The organism is Spongorhabdus nitratireducens (genome assembly GCA_947387575.1).
Lineage (GTDB): Bacteria > Pseudomonadota > Gammaproteobacteria > Pseudomonadales > Endozoicomonadaceae > CANDOC01.
In genome coordinates this window covers 145156-164391 of sequence record CANDOC010000006.1, presented here as the reverse complement: position 1 = coordinate 164391, position 19236 = coordinate 145156, and the positions used below count along the sequence as shown (strand labels likewise).

At 50.5% G+C, this 19236-nt stretch carries 20 protein-coding genes; 11 read left to right on the top strand and 9 right to left on the bottom strand.

Annotated elements, in window-relative coordinates; translation table 11 throughout:
• Positions 1–54 precede the first annotated feature (54 nt).
• Positions 55–639 carry an RNA polymerase sigma factor RpoE gene (rpoE, locus tag ACYZZ0_RS12625; RefSeq protein WP_461536990.1) on the bottom strand — a complete coding sequence of 195 codons (585 nt, stop codon included), beginning with the start codon at positions 637–639 and terminating at the stop codon, positions 55–57.
• Positions 640–1339: 700 nt separating this feature from the next.
• On the opposite strand from rpoE, the gene nadB reads away from it, so the two are divergent.
• Complete coding sequence (nadB, locus tag ACYZZ0_RS12620; RefSeq protein WP_461536989.1) at positions 1340–2977, top strand: L-aspartate oxidase; 1638 nt, start codon at positions 1340–1342, stop codon at positions 2975–2977.
• Positions 2978–3014: 37 nt separating this feature from the next.
• Here nadB and ACYZZ0_RS12615 read toward each other — a convergent pair whose 3' ends face one another.
• A complete protein-coding gene (locus ACYZZ0_RS12615; RefSeq protein WP_461536988.1) occupies positions 3015–3911 on the bottom strand; it encodes a LysR family transcriptional regulator in 897 nt (298 codons plus the stop codon).
• A gap of 215 nt (positions 3912–4126) precedes the next feature.
• Here ACYZZ0_RS12615 and ACYZZ0_RS12610 point away from each other — a divergent pair, with 215 nt between their 5' ends.
• A complete protein-coding gene (locus tag ACYZZ0_RS12610) occupies positions 4127–5263 on the top strand; it encodes an alkene reductase (protein WP_461536987.1) in 1137 nt (378 codons plus the stop codon).
• Between the two features lie 14 nt (positions 5264–5277).
• On the opposite strand, the gene ACYZZ0_RS12605 is transcribed toward ACYZZ0_RS12610, so the two are convergent.
• Both ACYZZ0_RS12605 and ACYZZ0_RS12600 read right to left on the bottom strand, forming a co-directional pair.
• Positions 5278–5832 (bottom strand): protein YgfX, encoded by a 555-nt coding sequence (locus ACYZZ0_RS12605; protein ID WP_461536986.1) that lies wholly within the window; start codon positions 5830–5832, stop codon positions 5278–5280.
• Positions 5816–6070 (bottom strand): FAD assembly factor SdhE, encoded by a 255-nt coding sequence (locus ACYZZ0_RS12600; RefSeq protein ID WP_461536985.1) that lies wholly within the window; start codon positions 6068–6070, stop codon positions 5816–5818. The genes ACYZZ0_RS12605 and ACYZZ0_RS12600 overlap by 17 nt, the downstream gene beginning before the upstream one ends.
• 131 nt (positions 6071–6201) lie before the next feature.
• On the opposite strand from ACYZZ0_RS12600, the gene ACYZZ0_RS12595 reads away from it, so the two are divergent.
• The 4 genes from ACYZZ0_RS12595 (at position 6202) to ACYZZ0_RS12580 (ending at position 10434) form a co-directional block, all read left to right on the top strand.
• Positions 6202–7152, top strand: coding sequence for a bile acid:sodium symporter family protein (locus ACYZZ0_RS12595; RefSeq protein WP_461536984.1), 951 nt, complete (start codon positions 6202–6204; stop codon positions 7150–7152).
• Positions 7153–7396: 244 nt separating this feature from the next.
• On the top strand, positions 7397–8326 hold the full coding sequence (gene pyrB, locus ACYZZ0_RS12590; protein ID WP_461536983.1) for an aspartate carbamoyltransferase: 930 nt from the start codon (positions 7397–7399) through the stop codon (positions 8324–8326).
• A gap of 55 nt (positions 8327–8381) precedes the next feature.
• The gene (pyrI, locus tag ACYZZ0_RS12585; RefSeq protein WP_461536982.1) at positions 8382–8837 is read left to right on the top strand and encodes an aspartate carbamoyltransferase regulatory subunit; all 456 of its coding nucleotides are present in this window, start codon (positions 8382–8384) and stop codon (positions 8835–8837) included.
• A 682-nt stretch (positions 8838–9519) separates the two neighbouring features.
• Entirely contained in the window at positions 9520–10434 is a 915-nt protein-coding gene (locus ACYZZ0_RS12580; protein ID WP_461536981.1) for a glutaminase, read from the top strand.
• Positions 10435–10451: 17 nt separating this feature from the next.
• Here the strand turns inward: ACYZZ0_RS12580 and ACYZZ0_RS12575 are convergent, their stop codons facing one another.
• Complete coding sequence (locus ACYZZ0_RS12575; protein WP_461536980.1) at positions 10452–10697, bottom strand: putative signal transducing protein; 246 nt, start codon at positions 10695–10697, stop codon at positions 10452–10454.
• A gap of 21 nt (positions 10698–10718) precedes the next feature.
• On the bottom strand, positions 10719–11198 hold the full coding sequence (locus tag ACYZZ0_RS12570; protein WP_461536979.1) for an SEL1-like repeat protein: 480 nt from the start codon (positions 11196–11198) through the stop codon (positions 10719–10721).
• A gap of 236 nt (positions 11199–11434) precedes the next feature.
• Here ACYZZ0_RS12570 and ACYZZ0_RS12565 point away from each other — a divergent pair, with 236 nt between their 5' ends.
• Both ACYZZ0_RS12565 and ACYZZ0_RS12560 read left to right on the top strand, forming a co-directional pair.
• The gene (locus ACYZZ0_RS12565) at positions 11435–12589 is read left to right on the top strand and encodes a 1-acyl-sn-glycerol-3-phosphate acyltransferase (RefSeq protein WP_461536978.1); all 1155 of its coding nucleotides are present in this window, start codon (positions 11435–11437) and stop codon (positions 12587–12589) included.
• A gap of 25 nt (positions 12590–12614) precedes the next feature.
• Entirely contained in the window at positions 12615–12941 is a 327-nt protein-coding gene (locus ACYZZ0_RS12560) for an NGG1p interacting factor NIF3 (RefSeq protein WP_461536977.1), read from the top strand.
• A gap of 38 nt (positions 12942–12979) precedes the next feature.
• Here ACYZZ0_RS12560 and ACYZZ0_RS12555 read toward each other — a convergent pair whose 3' ends face one another.
• Positions 12980–14008 (bottom strand): proline racemase family protein, encoded by a 1029-nt coding sequence (locus ACYZZ0_RS12555; RefSeq protein ID WP_461536976.1) that lies wholly within the window; start codon positions 14006–14008, stop codon positions 12980–12982.
• A gap of 59 nt (positions 14009–14067) precedes the next feature.
• Positions 14068–14616, bottom strand: a complete 549-nt coding sequence (locus tag ACYZZ0_RS12550; RefSeq protein ID WP_461536975.1) for an NUDIX hydrolase — start codon at positions 14614–14616, stop codon at positions 14068–14070.
• A gap of 395 nt (positions 14617–15011) precedes the next feature.
• Between ACYZZ0_RS12550 and ACYZZ0_RS12545 the strand changes: the two genes are divergently transcribed.
• Positions 15012–15827: a spermidine synthase gene (locus tag ACYZZ0_RS12545; RefSeq protein WP_461536974.1), complete on the top strand. Its 816-nt coding sequence runs from the start codon at positions 15012–15014 to the stop codon at positions 15825–15827.
• Between the two features lie 71 nt (positions 15828–15898).
• On the opposite strand, the gene ACYZZ0_RS12540 is transcribed toward ACYZZ0_RS12545, so the two are convergent.
• Positions 15899–17116, bottom strand: a complete 1218-nt coding sequence (locus ACYZZ0_RS12540; RefSeq protein WP_461536973.1) for an argininosuccinate synthase — start codon at positions 17114–17116, stop codon at positions 15899–15901.
• A gap of 321 nt (positions 17117–17437) precedes the next feature.
• Between ACYZZ0_RS12540 and pyrC the strand changes: the two genes are divergently transcribed.
• Positions 17438–18481 carry a dihydroorotase gene (gene pyrC, locus ACYZZ0_RS12535; RefSeq protein WP_461536972.1) on the top strand — a complete coding sequence of 348 codons (1044 nt, stop codon included), beginning with the start codon at positions 17438–17440 and terminating at the stop codon, positions 18479–18481.
• A gap of 110 nt (positions 18482–18591) precedes the next feature.
• Complete coding sequence (gene rnt, locus ACYZZ0_RS12530; RefSeq protein WP_461536971.1) at positions 18592–19227, top strand: ribonuclease T; 636 nt, start codon at positions 18592–18594, stop codon at positions 19225–19227.
• Positions 19228–19236: the final 9 nt, after the last annotated feature.

Sequence of the window (19236 nt, the reverse complement as noted above, 5' to 3'; positions counted from 1 at the left end):
GTTATGCAAACATATTGCACCGGCGGTGACTAACTGCCTGGTCACCTGGCCCGGTTAACCGGTTCTTGCCAGAACCGGTTGCAATTCCCGGTCAACAGCTTCCCGGGCTCTGAATATTCTCGATCTTACTGTACCAACCGGACATCCCATGACGGCGGCAATCTCTTCATAGCTCAAGCCTTCAAACTCACGCAGCATCAGTGCTGTACGCAGCTCGTCAGGCAGAGCGGCAATTGCGCTGTGAATGACGGATTCAACCTCATCCCGGTACAGATGACTTTCCGGCGATTCGTTGTCCCGCAGCGGTGGAGCCACTTCATGGTTCTCCGCGTCATATACATCCACATCGGTGTCCGGTGGACGACGGCCCCTTGATACAAGATAGTTCTTGGCTGTATTGATAGCGATGCGATACAGCCATGTATAGAAGGAGCTGTCCCCCCGAAAACCACCTAATGCACGATAAGCTTTTACAAACGCTTCCTGAGTTACATCCTGCACTTCCTGAAAATCATGGATGTAACTGCTGACCAACCCAATAATCTTGTGCTGATACTTGATAACCAGCATGTCAAATGCACGCTTGTCACCCTTCTGGACACGTTCAACCAGCTGCTGATCTGTTTCCTGTGCGCTCATGTCCCTAATCCCTGAAAGACCCATCTCTCCTGAGTGCCATCAGTTCCACGGCACCCGCCTGCGGAGATCAATCCATGTCTCGATCTACTCCGATAGGGGGCATTATGAAGCGCAGCACGGAAGCCTGCTATTAGACCTTTGTCTGTTGCTGTGTCCCGTGTGACGTACCTTGCACCATAGATTGAAACAAGGCCGGTCGCATGAAAAGCAGCAATTTGTAACAGCAGCTGTTTTAACAACCATTTGATTAACAACAGTTGTTGTAACAGCAATGTGCATCGGACGGCTTCTGGCATGTAGACCCTATTCTCTTGCGAGAGTTCCGCAAAAATTCATCCTTTTGCGCCATTTTTATGATCTAGATCAATATTTTAACCAATCCGGGGCAAAACAGCGCATACAGTTTCCATCTTTTTCATGGCTTCCAGTCGTTGTAGCTGTTGTCGTTATTGGTTTTGTATGTTGCTGCAGCTCGAACAGGATGCCTGAAAGAATATAGGCACTTTATACCTAACATGCTACCTGACCGTGCATGTTGTAAGTGTCACGGGAATGTAAATTTCTCTTCACCTTGTTTGCATATTGGGCAGTTTCAACAAGCATGACCATAATGGCGAAAGCTTGACCCCGAAACGACAATGGGGCTATATCGGCTCTGATCAAACAAAGACAGTGAAGCTCAGGGGGAGTAAACAGCAATATGACCAAGGCTCATATTTTTGATGTGCTGGTAATCGGCAGTGGAGCTGCCGGCCTGTCACTGGCGCTGGAACTGGGACCAGATACCCGGGTAGCAGTGCTGAGCAAGGCCGAGCTGTCTGCCGGATCAACCTACTGGGCCCAGGGTGGAATTGCCGCAGTACTCAGTCAGAATGACAGTACAGCAGAACATGTTGAAGATACCCTGACGGCAGGTGCCGGGCTGTGTCATGAAGATACTGTTCGCTTTACTGTAGAAAACAGCAAGGCCGGTATCGACTGGCTGACCAACCACGGCGTGCCTTTCACCCGTGAACAGGATACCGATGATTACCATCTCACGCGTGAAGGCGGTCACAGCCAGCGACGGGTAATCCATGCTGCCGATGCCACCGGACAGGCACTGTCAAACACCTTGCAGGAACGGGTTCGCCAGGCAGAGAACATTACTGTTTTCGAACACCATATGGCGATTAACCTGATCACTTCCGGCAACCCGCCGCACCGGGATTATCACTGCAAGGGTGCCTATGTGTTTGATACCCGCACCGAAGCCGTAGAACAGTTTCTGGCCCGAAGCGTGGTGCTGGCATCAGGTGGCGCCAGCAAGGCCTATCTCTATACCAGCAATGTTGACGGTGCCAGCGGTGATGGTATTGCCATGGCCTGGCGTGCCGGCTGCCGGGTTGCCAACCTGGAATTCAACCAGTTTCATCCAACCTGCCTGTATCACCCTCATGCCAAGGCCAGCCTTATTTCAGAAGCAGTACGTGGGGAAGGCGGACTGTTAGTCCGGGCCGATGGCAGCCGCTTTATGCCGGAATATCATCCACTGGCCGAACTGGCTCCACGGGATATTGTGGCCCGCGCCATCGACCATGAGATGAAGCGTTCCGGTGCAGACTGCGTTTATCTGGATATTTCTCACAAGCCAGAAGAATTTATCAGGGAACATTTCCCGACCATTAACCAGACCTGTCAGCGGTTTGGAATTGATATGACCAAAGAGCCGATTCCGGTCGTGCCTGCAGCACATTACACCTGTGGCGGAGTGATGGTGGATCATAATGGCCAGACTGATGTTCCCGGTCTCTATGCCATTGGTGAGGCCAGCCATACCGGCCTGCACGGTGCAAACCGGCTGGCCAGTAACTCGCTGCTCGAATGCATTGTATTTGCTCACTCTGCAGCGCGGGATATTGAAGAAAGACTGCATACCATTCCCGATCCGGAACCGGTTGCAGACTGGGATGCCAGCCAGGTAACCGATTCCAACGAGAATGTTGTGATCTCCCATAACTGGGATGAGCTGCGCCGATTTATGTGGGACTACGTTGGCATTGTGCGCACGACCAAACGCCTGCTTCGTGCCCGTAACCGGGTCATGTTACTGATGCAGGAGATCGATGATTTCTATCGCAACTTCCGTATCAGCAGTGACCTGATTGAACTGCGCAACCTGGCATTAACTGCCAGCCTGATGATTCGTTGTGCACTGGAGCGGAAGGAAAGTCGAGGCCTGCATTTCACGCTGGATTACCCTGAAACAGCAAAGCAGGCTGAAGATACTGTGCTTTCACCTTTCGTGACAGGTGCCAATCCGCTGGAGCGTATTAACGTGCAGGAAATTCTGCACTGATTCTGGATAAGTCCTCTTTGATTGCTCTGCCCTCTACTTACAGTTGATGGTGCAGAGCTTTCAACAGATCCAGTATCCACCTGTGCAGAGGGTCACGACTGGATCGCATATGCCATGCGGCAATGACCTCAAAACCCGGCGGAGTTTCATCCAGCACTAACCGGGTCAGACGTTCATCAGGCAGCAACCGTGAAGGTAAAAACGCAATCATATCCGTATTTTTAATGCAGTCAGCCGCGGCAGCAAAAAAAGGCACTGACATCACAATATTGCGTTTGCCTCCCCGCTGCTCAAACCACCGATCGTGAGACCCTCTCAAGTTCGCTCTTGAAGGGGAGACGATCAGTTGTGGCAAAGACGCAATTTGGGCGATAGATAAAGGCTCTTTTGCCAGTTGCGAATTTTTCCCTGCTACGCATACATGATGCTCTTCAAATAGCACCTGATAGGGATAATGAGCGGGAATAAACTCAGGGAAAGTCAGGGCCAGATCAATTGCGCCAGATGACATCAGGTGATCAAGATCATCAATCTCAAAGTCCCGCACAATGATTTTCAAATGAGGTGCCTGTTTCCTGATTTCACTCAGCAACACAGGTAACACAACGCTTTGTGCATAATCTGTCGCACAAATAGTGTAAACACCATTCAGGCTTGCAGGGTCAAAATTCGACTGTTCCAGTAGCGACTCAAGCTCAACAAATACGCTGTCCAGTTTCGCTCCCAGCTGCTCAGCCTTCGGCGTAGGAATCATGCCATGACCGCTTCTGATAAAGAGCGGATCATCAAACACATCCCTTAATTTGCGTAAATGGCTACTCACCGCCTGTTGCGTCAGCCCCATCAGGCTGGCGACCCGGGAAAGGTTACGCTCCTGCAGCACCGCACGAAAAACTCGCAGCTGCCTAATATCAAGCCGATCGATACTACTCACACTGATATCACTTACAAACAAGATTTGTTTCAAATTCGATGGTGCGCTTTTTACCATCACCCAACAGTTTTTCCACAGAACGGGCCATTTCCTGCATTCCTGCCCGTTAGCGTAATCCATGGTGCAAATATAGTTTTCACACCCTGCCGTGAACGGGACTGAAAACCATATTGAACAGCCCCTAAGCCTTGATTTAGCCAGAAACACAAAGCCATATGACTACAGTCGTTACTACAAGAGATTCTCTGTTTGAAAGCGTTCAGCTTGGTCAACACTCACTCAAAAACAGAATTTTCCTGCCGCCTTTGACTCGCTCAAGAAGCACTCAACCCGGAAATATTGCCAATGATCTGATGGCTGATTATTACCGCCAGAGAACCGGTGCCGGTTTCATGGTCACAGAGGGAACCCAGATTGAGCCTCGTGGACAAGGATATGCCTGGACACCAGGGATCCATTCAAAAGAACAGATTGAAGGCTGGAAGAAGGTAACACAAGCTGTTCACGAAGAAGGCGGCATCATCTTTGCCCAACTCTGGCATGTTGGTCGGGTTTCCCACACCTCACTGCAACCCGATGGTGGTGCGCCTGTTGCTCCATCGGCAATCAGGGCAACTGCAGTGAAATCATTTATCGAGACGGCACCGGGCCAAGGAGATCTGGCTGATCCCAGTGAACCCCGGGCACTTTCCACCAGTGAAGTGAAAGAGCTTGTTGCCCTGTATGCCCAGGCTGCTCGAAATGCAATGGAAGCGGGTTTTGACGGCGTGGAACTGCATTGCGCCAACGGCTATCTGGTGAATCAGTTTATTTCCGAACACACCAATCAGCGCACCGATGAGTACGGAGGAAGCCTCGAAAACCGTCTGCGGTTCCTCAAGGAAATCGTTGAAGCGGTTTCTGACGAGGTAGGAAAAGACAAAGTCGGTGTGCGCTTCGCGCCCTTGTTTGAAAGCACAGATGAATTGCGTGTTTATCTGGGGCTGGTAGAAAGCAAGCCTTACGAAACCTATATCGAAGCCATCAAACTGTTGAACAATGCAGGCATCGCTTATCTTTCTCTGGCCGAAGCCGACTGGGATGATGCCCCGGATCTGCCAGAGACATTTTATCAGGGTGCCCGGGAACACTTTGATGGCCGTATTCTGTATGCCGGCAAATACACCCCGGAAAAGGCAATGAGAATTCTGGATGCTGGCTATGGTGATCTGTTTGGCTTTGGCCGTCCGTTTATTGCTAACCCGGATCTTCCTGAACGTATCAGACAAAACCAGCTTTTGAATGAGGTTGATCCTGCCACGATGTATGGCGGTACGGAAAAAGGCTACACCGATTACCCTGTTCATCTGTAAGTAATACACAAGTGTTACTCATCCTGCCGATACTGCTTCAATATCGGCAGGCATGCTCTCATCCGTGCTCTTATGAGTGTCCGGAAACGACATACCAAACCTGAGAGACCATAACTGGGTGGAGTTGTGACTTTGAAAGCAGATATTCGGAGCAATACCCGCAGCCGGTGTATCGCTGTATCCGGCGCACTATCTCTCATCAGAATCAACGTACGTCGATAGGGCGCCCGATCCGTTTCAAACGGCAGGATAATAATCCAGGGGAGTAGCCAGCCTGTCGGCAACAGCCGTGCCTTACACCAGAATAACTGCCCCCGGGAACGTATCCGCCACTCCCCCTGAACAAAGCTGACCGCTTCAATACTGTGCACATCAGTCAGAAAGTAATGGCGACGCAACTGGAACTTAAGCCAGACGCCAAGTAATACAGCAAGCAGGAATTTATATAGCAGGGCAAGATCCGCCAGCCCTAAAGGCACAAGACTGACGGCGTATATCACCAGATAGCAGGATAACAGCAGACGCGATGGACGCACCCGCAGCGAGAAGGTATCAGTCCGGCTGGACACGATCCAGGATGATGCGAACAATCCGGTTCAGATCCGGATCCTGCGCTTCTTCACGCTCCATTACCCAGCCAAAGATATCCTGATCTTCACACTTCAGCAGCTTGATGAAACGCTCCTGATCGGCTTCCTCGATATGTGGAAATGCTTCTTCCAGAAAAGGCCCCAGCAGCAAATCCAGTTCCAGCATGCCACGGCGACTCTGCCAGCGCAGCTGGTTCATTTCTTCCAGACTTCTCATCTGATACTCCCGATTATTCTGGCAGCATTATATGTGCAGAAACCGCACCCGGTAAGAGGGTGAGCCAAATAATCTGTGGCGCTTGAATATTTACTACACTCATGTGCCAGTCCTGCTTGAAATGACAACTCATGAGCTCACGCATAGGTTCAGTACTGCTGCTGCCTGTCAGCATTATCAGCATCTCGACACTGGCGCTGATATCACCCACTGCCGGCAGTCTGTTTCAGGAGTTATTGTTTCCCTGTCTGGTATTTATTCTGTTCTGTATGGGATTGCATACCGGCTGGGAAGAGTTCAGGCAGGTGATTCAGCATCCAACAGCCTTGTGGATTGGCGTCGGGTTACAGTTTGTGATTATGCCGGCGCTGGCCTTTGGCCTGTCAAAGCTGTTCGCCCTGCCCCCCGAACTTACTATTGGCATGGTGCTGGTTGGTGCGGCCCCCGGCGGGCTGGCTTCCAATATGCTGACGCTGCTGGTCAATGGCAGGGTGGCTCTATCTGTCAGCATGACACTCTGCAGCAGTCTGGCAGCTATTTTGCTGACGCCCTGGCTGACGGTTTTCTACCTTCACAGCCAGATCACCATCAGTCCCTGGCCACTGATGCAGTCACTGGTACAACTCATATTGCTTCCGGTCATTGCAGGTGTCGTGTTGCATCGGTTCTGTCCAAAACTGATAAGACTGGTCGACCCGGTGCTGCCGGCCTTCGCCAGTCTTGGAATCGCTATTGCCATTGCCGCCCTGATTGCACTTAACCGAGATAACTTGCATCAGCTGTCTCTGGTATTGATTGCTGCGGCATTACTGCACAATATTCTGGGGCTTGGACTGGGCTGGCTGGCCAGTCGTTTATGTGGCCATGATCATAGCACCGCGATCACCATTGCAATTGAAGTTGGCACTCAGAATACCGGGCTGGCCATGGCGCTGGCGGTCAAACACTTTTCGGCTTTGGCTGCACTGCCCAGCATTATCTTCAGTTTCTCTCAAAATCTGCTGGGCATTTTGCCGGCGATTATCTCTCCCGAAAGAGGAAACAGAACAAAGTCCGTAACAAAAATTGCACAGGACGCTTGAAAGCCGTATTTTTATACGTATAATCCCGCCGAATTTTAAAAATTAACAAGATCGACCGGGCACAGAGAAAGCGAATGACTGTATTTTCACTACAGAAGCATGCTTTACATCACAACAAGCGCTGCAAGACGGCGACTCCGGTCATTTTCTCCCGTTATTTCCCAATTCCAGAAAAAAAGCCCCTTTATCAAGGGGCTTTTTTTTTGCCTGCGACCAACGACAAAAGTGACAGGTGAGCACTCACATGGCGATCCCATCCCTGTATCAGAAAGATATCATCTCCATAGCCGACCTTTCCCGGGAAGAGATGGAGCTTATTGTGGCCACAGCAGAAAAGCTGAAGCACACACCCCGTCCCGACCTGCTGCAAAACAAGGTTATTGCCAGCTGCTTCTTTGAAGCATCGACCCGAACCCGACTGTCGTTTGAAACTGCCGTATTGCGCCTGGGGGGGACGCTGATCGGTTTTGATAACGGTGGCAACACTTCACTGGCCAAAAAAGGGGAAACCCTGGCTGACTCGATGCAAGTCATCGGCTCTTACTCCGATGCTGTGGTCATGCGTCATCCGCAGGAAGGTGCAGCACGTCTGGCATCCGAGTTTACCAAGTCACCGATTATTAATGGTGGCGACGGCTCCAACCAGCATCCGACCCAGACTCTACTTGACCTGTTCAGCATCTATGAGTCCCAGGGCAAACTGGAAGGGCTGAAAATCGCCTTTGTAGGTGATCTCAAGTATGGCCGTACCGTCCACTCCCTGGCTCAGGCTTGTGCTCGCTTTAACTGTGAATTCTATCTGCTGGCTCCCGATGCCCTGAGCATGCCGGACTACCTGCTGGCCGAACTGGACGAGCAAGGCGTCAAATACCAGTGCGTGGAAAGCATGGAAGAAGTGATTCCGCTGGTAGATATCATTTATATGACCCGGGTTCAGAAAGAGCGCTTTGACGAAACCGAATACAAGCACATCGCCTCCCGCTATATCCTCAATGCCGAAATGCTGACCGAGGCCAAAGACAACCTGAAAGTATTGCACCCCCTGCCCCGGGTGGATGAGATCAATGTCGACGTAGATAAAACACCGTACGCCTACTATTTCCAGCAGGCTGAAAACGGGGTTTATGCCCGCATGGCATTGCTCGCTCTGGTTTTGACTGAAGGTTCTATCTGAGCTGCCGGCTTTATTTAAGTCAAAAGCTCTATCCGAGGATTAAGGAAGCGCGATTATGAAAAAGAAACTCCAGGTTGAGGCCATCTGCAAGGGCACCGTTATCGACCATATTCCGGCAGGCCAGGGTGCGAAGATTCTGCGCCGGCTGCAACTGCTGGACAGCGAGCTGCGCATTACCGTAGGTTTCAACCTGCCCAGTGAGCAGCTTGGACTGAAAGATATCCTGAAAGTGGAAAACCGCCTGTTTACCACCAAAGAGGCCAACGAACTATCTCTGTTCGCACCAACAGCGACGATTAACGTCATCGAGGATTACGAAGTTACCCGCAAATTCCCCATGTCCACACCGGATGTGCTGGAAGGTGGCTTCGATTGCCCGAACTCAAACTGCATCTCCCACAATGAGCCGGTTGAAGCCTGCTTCCGGGTCAGAAAACAGGACGACGATATTCGCCTGAAGTGCAAGTACTGCGAAAAGAGCTTCAGTAAGGATATTGTTGCGGGGATTTAAGCTCCCCCATTTTGCCCTAACCTGACAGGAAAAGAGCTGTTTTCGAAGATTCAGCTCTTTTCTTTATTCTGCCTGAAATAACTTTCAACCCTTATCCTTACACTTCACAATGCCATAGACTTGGGTTAGCTCGGCTGGCACAGGTCTAAATGTGGTCAATACAATCCCTGAATTGTCTTCCGAATAGTCTTTGATATGCAATATGTTAAAACTGTACGTCCCTTTACATAATTTACTCGCCCCATGGTGCCAATACCATTGAGCCGTCTCGGGGTCCGTAACGCTATTTCTCAGATAATACAGCTTATATTTTCCCGGTGAGATCTCTTTACTTTCATACGTTCCGGTAGAATTCAGGGATTGAAAACCTGTCGCACAACCTGTCAGAAGCATGACAAAAAGACAGCCAACACCAGTAAGCCTGCTTCTCATTTTTTCGAGCTCTCCACACCAATTTTAAAGAGGCCAACATATATAAAGAATGACAATTCTTCATTGACCTGCAGTAATACAAAAAGGCTCTGTACCCTTAAACCACTCATATTCCCTGCCCTGCAATGGTTCAAAGCCTCTATCAATCCGACAAAAATAAACAAAGAATTGCAGAAGCTCCTGATAGCAAGCGGGAGCAGGTATGCACTACCATTCCCTCCAAATTTAATCCGTTCATGGATGTGGTTATATGTTCTATCAGAAAATTCTTGATCAGATACAAGACGAAATTCAGCCATTGCTGGGGCAATGCCCGCCTGCTGACTATATTCCCGCATTGGCTGAAGCTGACAACACGGCATTTGGCATGTCGGTTTACACCGTTGAAGGCGAACATTATCAGGTCGGGGCGGCAGATACGCCGTTCAGTATTCAGAGTATTTCCAAGGTTTATAACCTGACGCTGGCCATGCGTTTTATTGGTGATGACTTTTTGAAACGGGTGGGTGTCGAGCCTTCCGGTACCGCCTTTAATTCCCTGTCACAGCTGGAGTACGAACACGGCATTCCCCGTAATCCGTTTATCAACGCCGGTGCTTTGGTACTGACAGACACCATTATCAGCAACAGCTGCAACCCTTATCAGGTGCTGCTGGACTTTGTGCGTACCACTTCTGGCAATGAAACCGTTGAATACGATGAAAGGGTGTTTCAGTCCGAATACGATCACGGTCACCGTAATGCGGCACTAGTCAGCTATCTGAGAAGCTTTGGCAATATCAAAAACACCAGTGACGCGGTACTGAAAACCTACTTCTATCAGTGTGCATTGAAAATGAGCTGTAATGATCTGGCCCGTTCTTTCAGTTACCTGGCTAATGCCGGACGACTGCCGTCCAGTCGCTCACCGATCATTACCAGCCGTCAGACCCGGCGCATCAACTCATTAATGATGACCTGCGGTACTTATGATGAGGCGGGAGAGTTTGCTTTTCACGTTGGCTTGCCCTGTAAAAGCGGCGTTGGCGGCGGGGTGCTGGCAGTGGTGCCACAAAAGATGGTGATTTGTGCCTGGAGCCCGGGGTTGAATAGCAAGGGTAATTCCATGGTTGCTACCCGGGCTCTGCAACTGTTTACAGAAAAGACAGGTTTATCCGTGTTTTAATCAGAGACAGTTCTCAATCAGTCATCATGACTTAAATCCGTTTCAGCGACCGGCGTGGCTGTCAGGTAATCCTGTATCAGCTCCCGCGCCAGCTCCGCATCTTCCGGCAGGCAGAACAACTCCAACAAACCACTTGCCGGCAGCTCACCCACACCACCCAGCAAATATTCACCCTGAATATGGCAACGAATCTTTCGATGCTCCAGCATATCTTTAAGACACTGGGCTTCAACCATATCGGCCGGTTTGTAAACAGGAATCATCGGCTTTCCTCTGACAGCTACTTATGCGCCTGCTCCAAGGTACACAGTTCGCACTTGCTCTGCCAGCTCACGGGCTTTTTCCAGCTGCATATCGTTCAAACGACCGGCCACAGACTGATTCAGAGTCGTCGCCTGATCACGCACAACATCGTTGTAGGAAGCCAGCTTGCTCCAGATCCAGGCACTGATCAGATTGGCATCGGTACCCATGCCATTCATGTAGGCCCGGGCCATTTCCAGCTGCGCCTGAGGATACTGATATTCACGACCCGCCGCCTGCTGGAACAACATGAAGGCTTTCTGAACATTCCGCTCAACCCCGGTGCCTTCGGCATAAGCCTTGCCCAGTTCGGTCATGGCAGCCGGTTCACCTTCTTTCACCTGCACCTGCAGCTGCGCAATATCCGGAGCCTGAATACCACCGGCAGGCGTTTCAGCCTGAGCCATCAGCGGCATGGACATGAATATCGCCAGAGCACAAATCTTTCTGTTGATCGCCATCTATACTTATCCTGGACTGTTTCAGACCGTAATATTACTGCGCCGCGATTATAAAACACTTACCCATATCACTAAACCCTTATATTCACCTCTTCTAATACAGAATTGCCCGAATTGTCGCTCCAAATAGCAATCATCAGTAGAATATAATTACATTCCGCCACAGTGGCGCTACAGAACTTAATAAACGGCCTGTATATAATGCGACGAATTGATGGAATAACTGAATAAAGCCTATGTCGTCTTTCGACGCGATACGTCCTTATCACGACTCTGAAGTCCAGACCGTTCTGCAGCGATTGCTACAGGATCGGGAATTTATTCTGGCAATGGTTCGCTACAGTGCGGCAGCACCCTATATCGGCAAGTTACCGGAAGATGAGCTGGTAAAGCTGGTTCACAAAGAGCTCGAAACAGCCTTTGCCGAGATTCATGATGTACATTCCGTACAGCAGAAGCTTGAGCCGCTGCTGGCACAACTGCTGCTGCAGACTACCGAAGCTGTTACTTTTTCCGGACTTGAGCATGTCCCGACAGACCGCCCGGTACTGTTTATTTCCAATCACCGGGATATCGTACTGGACCCGGCACTGGTGAACTGGGGTCTGTTCCGCAACGAGCGGGAAACGGTTCGCATTGCGATCGGTGACAACCTGCTGGAGCGCCCTTTTGTTAATGACCTGATGCGTCTGAACAAAAGCTTTGTGGTAGAGCGCAGTATCACCGCCCGCCGCGAGCGACTGGCATCCCTGACCAACCTGTCGGCTTATATCAATCACTCGCTGAAGCAGGACCACAGTTCAGTGTGGATTGCCCAGAGTGAAGGCCGGGCCAAGGACGGAGATGACCGTACCGATACCGCCATTATCAAGATGATCACCATGAGCCAGCGCAAGGCCGGTCCTTTCCCGGAAGTCATTGAAGGACTCAATATTGTGCCGGTAGCGATCAGCTATGAATATGATCCCTGCGATCTGCTGAAATCCCGCGAATTGTATGCCACCAAAAACGAAGGTGGCTATACCAAGCAGGAAGGCGAAGATATGCGCAGTATTATGACCGGACTGGAAGGTCAGAAGGGTCGGGTTCATATCGCCTTTGGTGAAACCCTTGAACCGGGACTGGAAACTGCCCAGGCTGTGACTGCTGCAATCGATCGCCAGATTCATACGATTTACCGTCTGTTCCCGGTCAATGTATTGGCCTGCCAGAAGCTGATGCCGGAACTGGATGTTTCAAACCTGTTGAGTGATTTCTCTGCAGAAGAACTGAGCAAGGCAACCGAGCAGCTGGAACTGCGCCTCCAGAATACGCTGGAGAAAAAGCATCCCATCATGCTCGATATGTATGCACGCCCGGTTCTCAATTACCTGGCAGCGACTAACAATTAATTCAGCCTGAGAGCAAAAATCCGGCATGTACAAGATTGCTGTTTTTATTCCCGAATCCCATCTGGAACCGGTCAAGGAAGCCATGTTCAGTGCCGGTGCCGGCCGCATCGGCAACTATGACAGTTGTAGCTGGGAAACCAAGGGTATTGGCCAGTTTCGACCGCTGGAAAACAGCAATCCAACCCTGGGCTCTCACCACAAGGTGGAACAGGTCAGCGAGTACAAGGTTGAAATGGTTTGTGACGATGCCTTTATCAAGGGTGTCGTCGAAGCCATGAGACAGGCTCATCCCTACGAAGAGCCGGCATTCGATGTATGGATGCTGGATCCTCTGTGCCAGCCACACGGCTGATTTCATAACGACAAGTCGAATCCAGGCGGGCTGAAAGATCACACTTCCAGCCCTGGCCCCCAGGTATCAGATAACACATACCCCAGCGGGAACGGATCGTCAGGATCGACGGTTAACTGTTCCGACGCATAGATCCAGCTACGGCCTGAGATTTCCGGATTAATTGCAGCAAACTCACCCAGTCGGCAAGTACTCAGTATTCGAGCCTCAAAACAGCCACCGATAACTGAATAAAACGCCGTCGACTCTCCCGGTTCAATCTCCCCTTTTGCATGCATCACGGCCAGCCGCGCTGCAGATCCGGTACCACAGGGCGACCGGTCCAGCCTGCCAGGATAATAAACCGTGGCATTCAGCAGTTTTCCGTCACCGCCTTTATCCGTAAACATCACATAATCAATGCTGTTAATGGATGGCAGTAATGGATGCTGAACATTGATCAACTTGTCTGCCGCCATCCTGATATTATTGGCTGCAGCAACCAGTGCTCTGGCATTTTTGGCACCGACTTCCAGACCCAGCTGACGGGCATCTACCAGCACGAAAAAGCTGCCACCAAAAGCAACATCGACCCTCACGTCACCATGGCTTGGAACAGGCAGAACAAAGTCCAGATTCTGTACATAAGAAGCCGGCATTTGCAGACTGACCCGGCTGACTTTTCCATCAGCACAATGGGCCTGAACCGGAACCAGACCTGCAGGGGTATCAAGTGTTAAATGCGTCAGCGGATACTGCATGGACAATATGCCTGTTTCCAGCAACACCGTAGACACACACATGGCATTGGAACCGGACATGGGATGAACTTCATCCGACTGCATCACAATAAAGCCGGCATCGGCCTTCGGGTTCACAGGAGGTAATAACAGATTAACTGAAAGGTGAGCTCCACCACGCGGTTCAAACAGGGTCAGACGGCGCAGACTGTCATCATGCTGATTGAGATACAGCATTTTTTCCAGCAGGGTCACTCCGGGAATAGCTGGAATACCCCCGGTAATCACCCGACCGGCTTCGCCTTCAGCATGAGCACCGTAAGCGGTAATAGTCTGCACCCTGCGCATAGCCCGTCCCTGATAGAGTTAAATCATTCATAGCTCAGACAGGGCTCCGAAGGGCAAGTTCAGCACTTTGGTTTCACAGAAGGTTCTATATCTTCCATTCGTACCGGAAAGTCGCCACTCTTTCGATCCTCAAAATAGTGTTTCAGGGTGCGGGAAATTGTCATAAATGCCAGCTCATCCCAGGGAATTTCTTCTTCCTCAAACAGCGCCACCTCAAGGCTTTCCTCTCCCGGTGCAAATTCCGGCTTTTCCAGTTCACTACGAAAAATACAGTACACCTGGCCGATATGGGGCAGGTTGAAAACCGAGTACAGCTCAAGGTTTGATACTTTGGCCCGGGCTTCTTCCCAGGTTTCCCGTTCGGCTCCCTGCCAGGTTGTTTCGCCCAACTCCATAAATCCCGCCGGTAATGTCCACAGCCCATAGCGAGGATCAATAGCCCGGCGACACAGCAGCACCTTATTCTGATAGACAGGAAGACACCCCACAATCACCTTGGGATTCTGGTAGTGAATGAAGCCACATTGCGGGCAGACATCCCGCTCCCGGTTATCTCCTGCCGGAACCCGCCGCTCAATCTGTCCACCACACTGACTGCAGAAATTCATTCAGATACTCCTGTTCTCCATAGCTGAGTATGGTTGTTATTTTTCTTCAGATCCTGCTTCAGGCGCGGCCAACAGGATCAACTCGCTGTTTTCGACTACATTGAATTGCTCTCTAGTCTATGCTGCAAACGCAAATAACAATCACAGAACATTCAATCACAATGAAAATAAATACGTGCTCTCTTATCAGAATCTGCCTGACCACGTTAATTGTGACAAGTCTTTCGGCCTGCTGCTCCTGCGTTCGGGCAGATTCGGGACTTTCAGGCGAGATTATTACCACGGATCCACATTCCCGGCTTGAGCCTGCCAAACCAGGAGCGGCCGGATCGTCGACATCTCTCCTGCACTCACGCACAACGCCGTATCCACCACTCCCCCCGAGCGGACTGATTGTGTTGAGCGAGTATTCCAAGATCAAAATCTATGATGAAGGCCCGTTACGGCAGCTGGCTTTTATTAATCAGGACGGAACCGAGCGACATCAGACCACATTAGTGCGCGAAGCGCCCTGGCAGCAAAACCGCTCCTATTCCCGCAATGTTCTGGCAGCCTTTCTATTTATGCCCAGACCACAGAAAGTTCTGCTCGCAGGCCTGGGTGGCGGCGCCATGGTGCATTTTATTCATCACCACCAGTTGGCAGAGAAGCTGGATGTGGTCGAGCTCGATCCGGAGGTGATTGCCATCGCCCGCCAGTATTTTAATTTACCGTCCGCGCCTGCAATTTCAGTGATTCAGGATGATGCACTTAAAGCCTTTGCCAGTCCCAATATGGGGCCGTACAGCCTGATCATTGTTGATATTTTGCTGGGTAATATGACCACATCTACCGATACCCGGGGTATTCCTCTTGATGTCAGAACCAAAAGCACCCTGACTGGTGTTTACCAAAGACTCGTTCCCTGGGGGGCTGCAATCTTTAACCTGCATGTTTGTGAGCGCAGCCTCGAAGATATTGAACTGATTCACACGATTTTTCCCCAGCTTTATGTCTGGATAGCACCCGGCACCGGTAATATCATCGTGGCAGCACTAAAGCAGACAACCAGAATCAGTGATGAAGAGCTGACCAACCGCGCCCGCAAACTGGATAAACGACGTTTTGCTGGTTTTAAATATGACGAACTGTTGTCAGTGATTCGTCAGGGGCGTTATTTTGGTACAGATAGTCAGGCAAGACTGAGAAGTGAAGCGGCCAGAGATGGATAAAAATAACCCGGCTAAAAGCCGGGTTATCTGCAAGTATCAAACGTAATCAGAAGGACTTTCAGACTCGACTGTTAGTCAAGCAGCTCACGCCCTTTGCCTGCGGCAATTCTCAGTCGCAGTGCATTCAGCTTGATGAAACCAGCCGCATCCGCCTGATCATAGGCTCCGGCATCATCCTCAAAGGTCGCAATATTTTCATCAAACAGGGTGTCTTCCGATTCACGACCTACAACAATGACATTACCTTTATACAGCTTCAGTTTGACCCGGCCATTCACATTCTGCTGCGATTCATCAATCATCTGCTGCATCATCTTGCGCTCGGGAGACCACCAGTAGCCGTTGTAAATCAGCTTGGCGTAGCGTGGCATGAGTTCATCTTTCAGATGCGCCACTTCACGATCCAGGGTAATGGATTCAATCGCCCGGTGCGCTCTCAGCATAATGGTACCGCCGGGAGTTTCGTAACAACCACGGGATTTCATACCGACATAACGGTTCTCGACGATATCCAGTCGACCAATACCGTTGGCGCCACCGATCTTGTTCAGATATTCCAGTACGGTAGCCGGAGACATCGGTTCACCATCGATCTCGACGATATCCCCTTTACGGTAAGTCAGTTCAAGATAGGTGGCTTCGTCCGGGGCTTCTTCAGGAGAAACACTCCAGCGCCACATCTCTTCTTCCGGCTCATTCCAGGGATCTTCTAACATATCGCCTTCATAGGAGATATGAAGCAGGTTGGCGTCCATTGAGTAAGGCGACTTGCCTTTCTTCTTCTCGACTTCAATGCCGTGACGATCGCAATATTCCAGCAGTTTTTCCCGGGAATTCAGATCCCATTCCCGCCAGGGGGCAATCACCTGCACACCGGGCTTGAGCGCATAGGCACCCAGCTCGAAACGCACCTGGTCGTTACCCTTACCAGTCGCACCGTGAGAGATCGCATCAGCGCCAGTCTCATTGGCAATTTCAATCAACCGCTTGGTAATCAGCGGACGGGCAATGGAAGTACCGAGCAGGTATTCACCCTCATATACGGTATTGGCACGGAACATGGGATATACGAAGTCTCGGACAAACTCTTCTCGCAGATCCTCAATGTAAATTTCTCGAATGCCGAGAGCTTCAGCCTTGGCCCGTGCAGGCTCGACTTCTTCTCCCTGACCCAGGTCAGCAGTAAAGGTTACCACTTCGCAGTGGTAGGTATCTTCCAGCCATTTGGCAATGACAGAGGTGTCCAGACCGCCCGAGTAGGCCAGAACTACCTTGCTGATATCTCTCATTGAGGACTCCGGTACATCAATTTGGCAGGTTTCTGCCTTATTCTGCGCTACTGTATATTTATCTTATCGTAGCCATTATTTTTGTGAGCCCTATTTTAACCAGAAACCGCTATATATAAGCAAGAAAAAGCATAAAAACGAGCAATAAAAGAATTCATCATAAAGAATATTTATTCATTATCAGTAATTTAGCCCGGATTAAAACCTGTTATTTCGGGTTTTTATTCAGCACTTGTTTTCTGGTGCACAGGGTATAATTTTGGAGACTGATTCGGTACGATTCGTCGTCATTTTCTTATTCAGCAGCAGTCAGGCATTCGAATGAAAGAACAACTTACAATAATTCGCCCCGACGACTTTCATCTGCACCTGCGCCAGGGTGATATGCTGCGCCACACAGTGCCGGCAACGGCCCGTTGTTTCGGCCGCGCCATTATTATGCCTAACCTGAAGCCGCCGGTAATAAATGCAGGGCAAGCCGCCGAATACAAGGCTGATATTCTGGCTCACCGACCACAAGGTAGTCGCTTCGAACCCCTGATGACACTTTACCTGACCGACCGCACAACACCGGAGATGATCCGTGATGCCAAAGCCGGTGGTGATGTTATCGGGCTCAAATTATATCCTGCCGGTGCTACCACCAATTCCGATGCCGGTGTCACGGCACTGGAAAAAATCTATCCCGCATTGGAAGCGATGATTGAACAGCAACTGCCACTGCTGGTTCATGGTGAAGTGACGGATCCGGGCATTGATATTTTTGACCGGGAAAAACTGTTTATTGAACAGAAGCTGCTGCCGCTGGTAGAGCGTTACCCTGAATTGAAGGTTGTAATGGAACACATTACCACCAAGGATGCTGCAGATTTTGTACAGCAGGCGTCTGATAATATTGCAGCGACCATTACTCCGCAGCACCTCCTGTACAACCGCAACCATATGCTGGTTGGTGGTATTCGCCCTCACTTTTACTGCCTGCCGATTCTGAAGCGCAATATTCATCAGGATGCACTGCAGCAGGTTGCCATCAGTGGCAGCCCCAAATTCTTCCTGGGAACTGACTCCGCACCCCATGTAAAAGGTGCAAAAGAGTCAGCCTGCGGTTGTGCCGGATGTTTCTCTGCCTTCGGTGCTATAGAATTGTATGCCGAGCTGTTTGATCAGCTCGACGCGCTGGACAAACTGGAAGGTTTTGCCAGCCGTTTCGGTGCAGATTTTTATGGCCTGCCGTACAATGACGACACCATCACGTTAATCAGACAGGAACAGCCGGTTCCCGCCGAGATAGCTCTGGGCAATGATACGGTTGTTCCCCTGAAAGCGGGAGAGTCCCTTAGCTGGACTCTTGCCGAACCTACCTGAAGTATCTGCCAGTATTCAGGTCGTAAACAAGCGTCAGTGCTTTCATTATCAGGTAATGAAGGCACTGCACCATAGAGCAGCCAGACTGCAATTGTATTTAAGGGTTCCCTGTGAGCTATAACGAATATTCATCCGGAAGTCCGATTTCCCAGCGTTTCCGTGGTTTTCTGCCGGTTGTTGTCGATGTTGAAACCGGCGGTTTTAACAACAAGACGGATGCCCTGCTGGAAATTGCAGCTGTCACGCTTGATATGGACGACACCGGCTATATTCACCCGGACGAAACCATGCACTTTCATATCAAGCCGTTTGAAGGTGCCAACATTGATCAGGCCGCAATCGAGTTTATTGGTGTTGATCCGTTTCACCCGCTGCGAATCGCCACTGCAGAAAACGAAGCCATGCAAAGCATTTTTAAAATGGTTCGCAAGGCCGTGAAAAAGACCGGCTGTAACCGTGCCGTACTGGTCGGCCATAACGCCACTTTTGACCTTGGCTTTGTGAATGCGGCCGCTGAACGCTGTGACCTGAAGCGCAACCCGTTCCACCCGTTCTCCTGCTTTGATACGGCGACACTGGGTGGTCTGGCATACGGTCAAACTGTGCTGGCTCGTGCCTGTGATGCGGCCGGTATTGATTTTGACAAGAACGAAGCTCACTCCGCCCGCTATGATACCAACAAGACTGCAGATCTGTTCTGTGCCATTGTGAATCGCTGGAAAGAGTTGGGCGGCTGGATCGACTGACCCTCGGTA

Excerpts from the sequence above, each read along its gene's own strand:
- rpoE (WP_461536990.1), bottom strand. The coding sequence starts at position 639 with ATGAGCGCACAGGAAACAGATCAGCAGCTGGTTGAACGTGTCCAGAAG.
- nadB (WP_461536989.1), top strand. The coding sequence starts at position 1,340 with ATGACCAAGGCTCATATTTTTGATGTGCTGGTAATCGGCAGTGGAGCT.
- ACYZZ0_RS12610 (WP_461536987.1), top strand. The coding sequence starts at position 4,127 with ATGACTACAGTCGTTACTACAAGAGATTCTCTGTTTGAAAGCGTTCAG.
- ACYZZ0_RS12600 (WP_461536985.1), bottom strand. The coding sequence starts at position 6,070 with ATGAGAAGTCTGGAAGAAATGAACCAGCTGCGCTGGCAGAGTCGCCGT.
- ACYZZ0_RS12595 (WP_461536984.1), top strand. The coding sequence starts at position 6,202 with ATGAGCTCACGCATAGGTTCAGTACTGCTGCTGCCTGTCAGCATTATC.
- pyrB (WP_461536983.1), top strand. The coding sequence starts at position 7,397 with ATGGCGATCCCATCCCTGTATCAGAAAGATATCATCTCCATAGCCGAC.
- pyrI (WP_461536982.1), top strand. The coding sequence starts at position 8,382 with ATGAAAAAGAAACTCCAGGTTGAGGCCATCTGCAAGGGCACCGTTATC.
- ACYZZ0_RS12580 (WP_461536981.1), top strand. The coding sequence starts at position 9,520 with ATGTTCTATCAGAAAATTCTTGATCAGATACAAGACGAAATTCAGCCA.
- ACYZZ0_RS12575 (WP_461536980.1), bottom strand. The coding sequence starts at position 10,697 with ATGATTCCTGTTTACAAACCGGCCGATATGGTTGAAGCCCAGTGTCTT.
- ACYZZ0_RS12570 (WP_461536979.1), bottom strand. The coding sequence starts at position 11,198 with ATGGCGATCAACAGAAAGATTTGTGCTCTGGCGATATTCATGTCCATG.
- ACYZZ0_RS12565 (WP_461536978.1), top strand. The coding sequence starts at position 11,435 with ATGTCGTCTTTCGACGCGATACGTCCTTATCACGACTCTGAAGTCCAG.
- ACYZZ0_RS12560 (WP_461536977.1), top strand. The coding sequence starts at position 12,615 with ATGTACAAGATTGCTGTTTTTATTCCCGAATCCCATCTGGAACCGGTC.
- ACYZZ0_RS12555 (WP_461536976.1), bottom strand. The coding sequence starts at position 14,008 with ATGCGCAGGGTGCAGACTATTACCGCTTACGGTGCTCATGCTGAAGGC.
- ACYZZ0_RS12550 (WP_461536975.1), bottom strand. The coding sequence starts at position 14,616 with ATGAATTTCTGCAGTCAGTGTGGTGGACAGATTGAGCGGCGGGTTCCG.
- ACYZZ0_RS12540 (WP_461536973.1), bottom strand. The coding sequence starts at position 17,116 with ATGAGAGATATCAGCAAGGTAGTTCTGGCCTACTCGGGCGGTCTGGAC.
- pyrC (WP_461536972.1), top strand. The coding sequence starts at position 17,438 with ATGAAAGAACAACTTACAATAATTCGCCCCGACGACTTTCATCTGCAC.